A 527-nucleotide genomic window follows, 5' to 3' on the forward strand; every position below is an offset into this window, starting at 1 on the left:
CATCTTCTTGCCAAGGAGGTGCGCTGGCAAAGATTCGTTTTATCCCTTCTTCTTTCTCTTCAAGCTCGCCACAAGACAGTAATGCTTTAACCCGGCGCGCTATCGCCTCCCCAGAATCAATCAAAACGACGTTACTACCCAGCACTTGCTGAATTTCGTTTTTGATTAGTGGGAAATGTGTACAACCAAGTACGGCGACGTCTACTTTAGTGCATAACGGCGATAAGATGCTTTTCAGTTCATCCAAAGGAACACTTTCACCACGTAGCTTTTCTTCTGCCATATCAACCAAACGCGTCGAACCTAGCAATTCAACTGGCTTACCTTGTGCAAAATCGCGGATCAGCTCATGAGTGTATTGACGAGTGACGGTCGCAGGCGTTGCGATTAATCCTACTCCCTGAGTCGCTAGTAAGGAGGCCGGTTTGATGGCAGGCACGACGCCAACAACTGGCACTGATAAGTTGTCACGCAATGACGGCAGCACGATTGTACTGGCAGTATTGCACGCAATGACGACGATATCG

General features: G+C 48.4%; 1 protein-coding gene. It reads right to left on the reverse strand.

What is annotated here, in order from left to right; translation table 11 throughout:
- A partial coding sequence (murI, locus tag R7R78_RS29275; protein ID WP_225474986.1) for a glutamate racemase occupies positions 1–527 on the reverse strand: 527 nt, incomplete at both ends.

It is taken from the genome of Vibrio sp. 2134-1 (assembly GCF_033339495.1).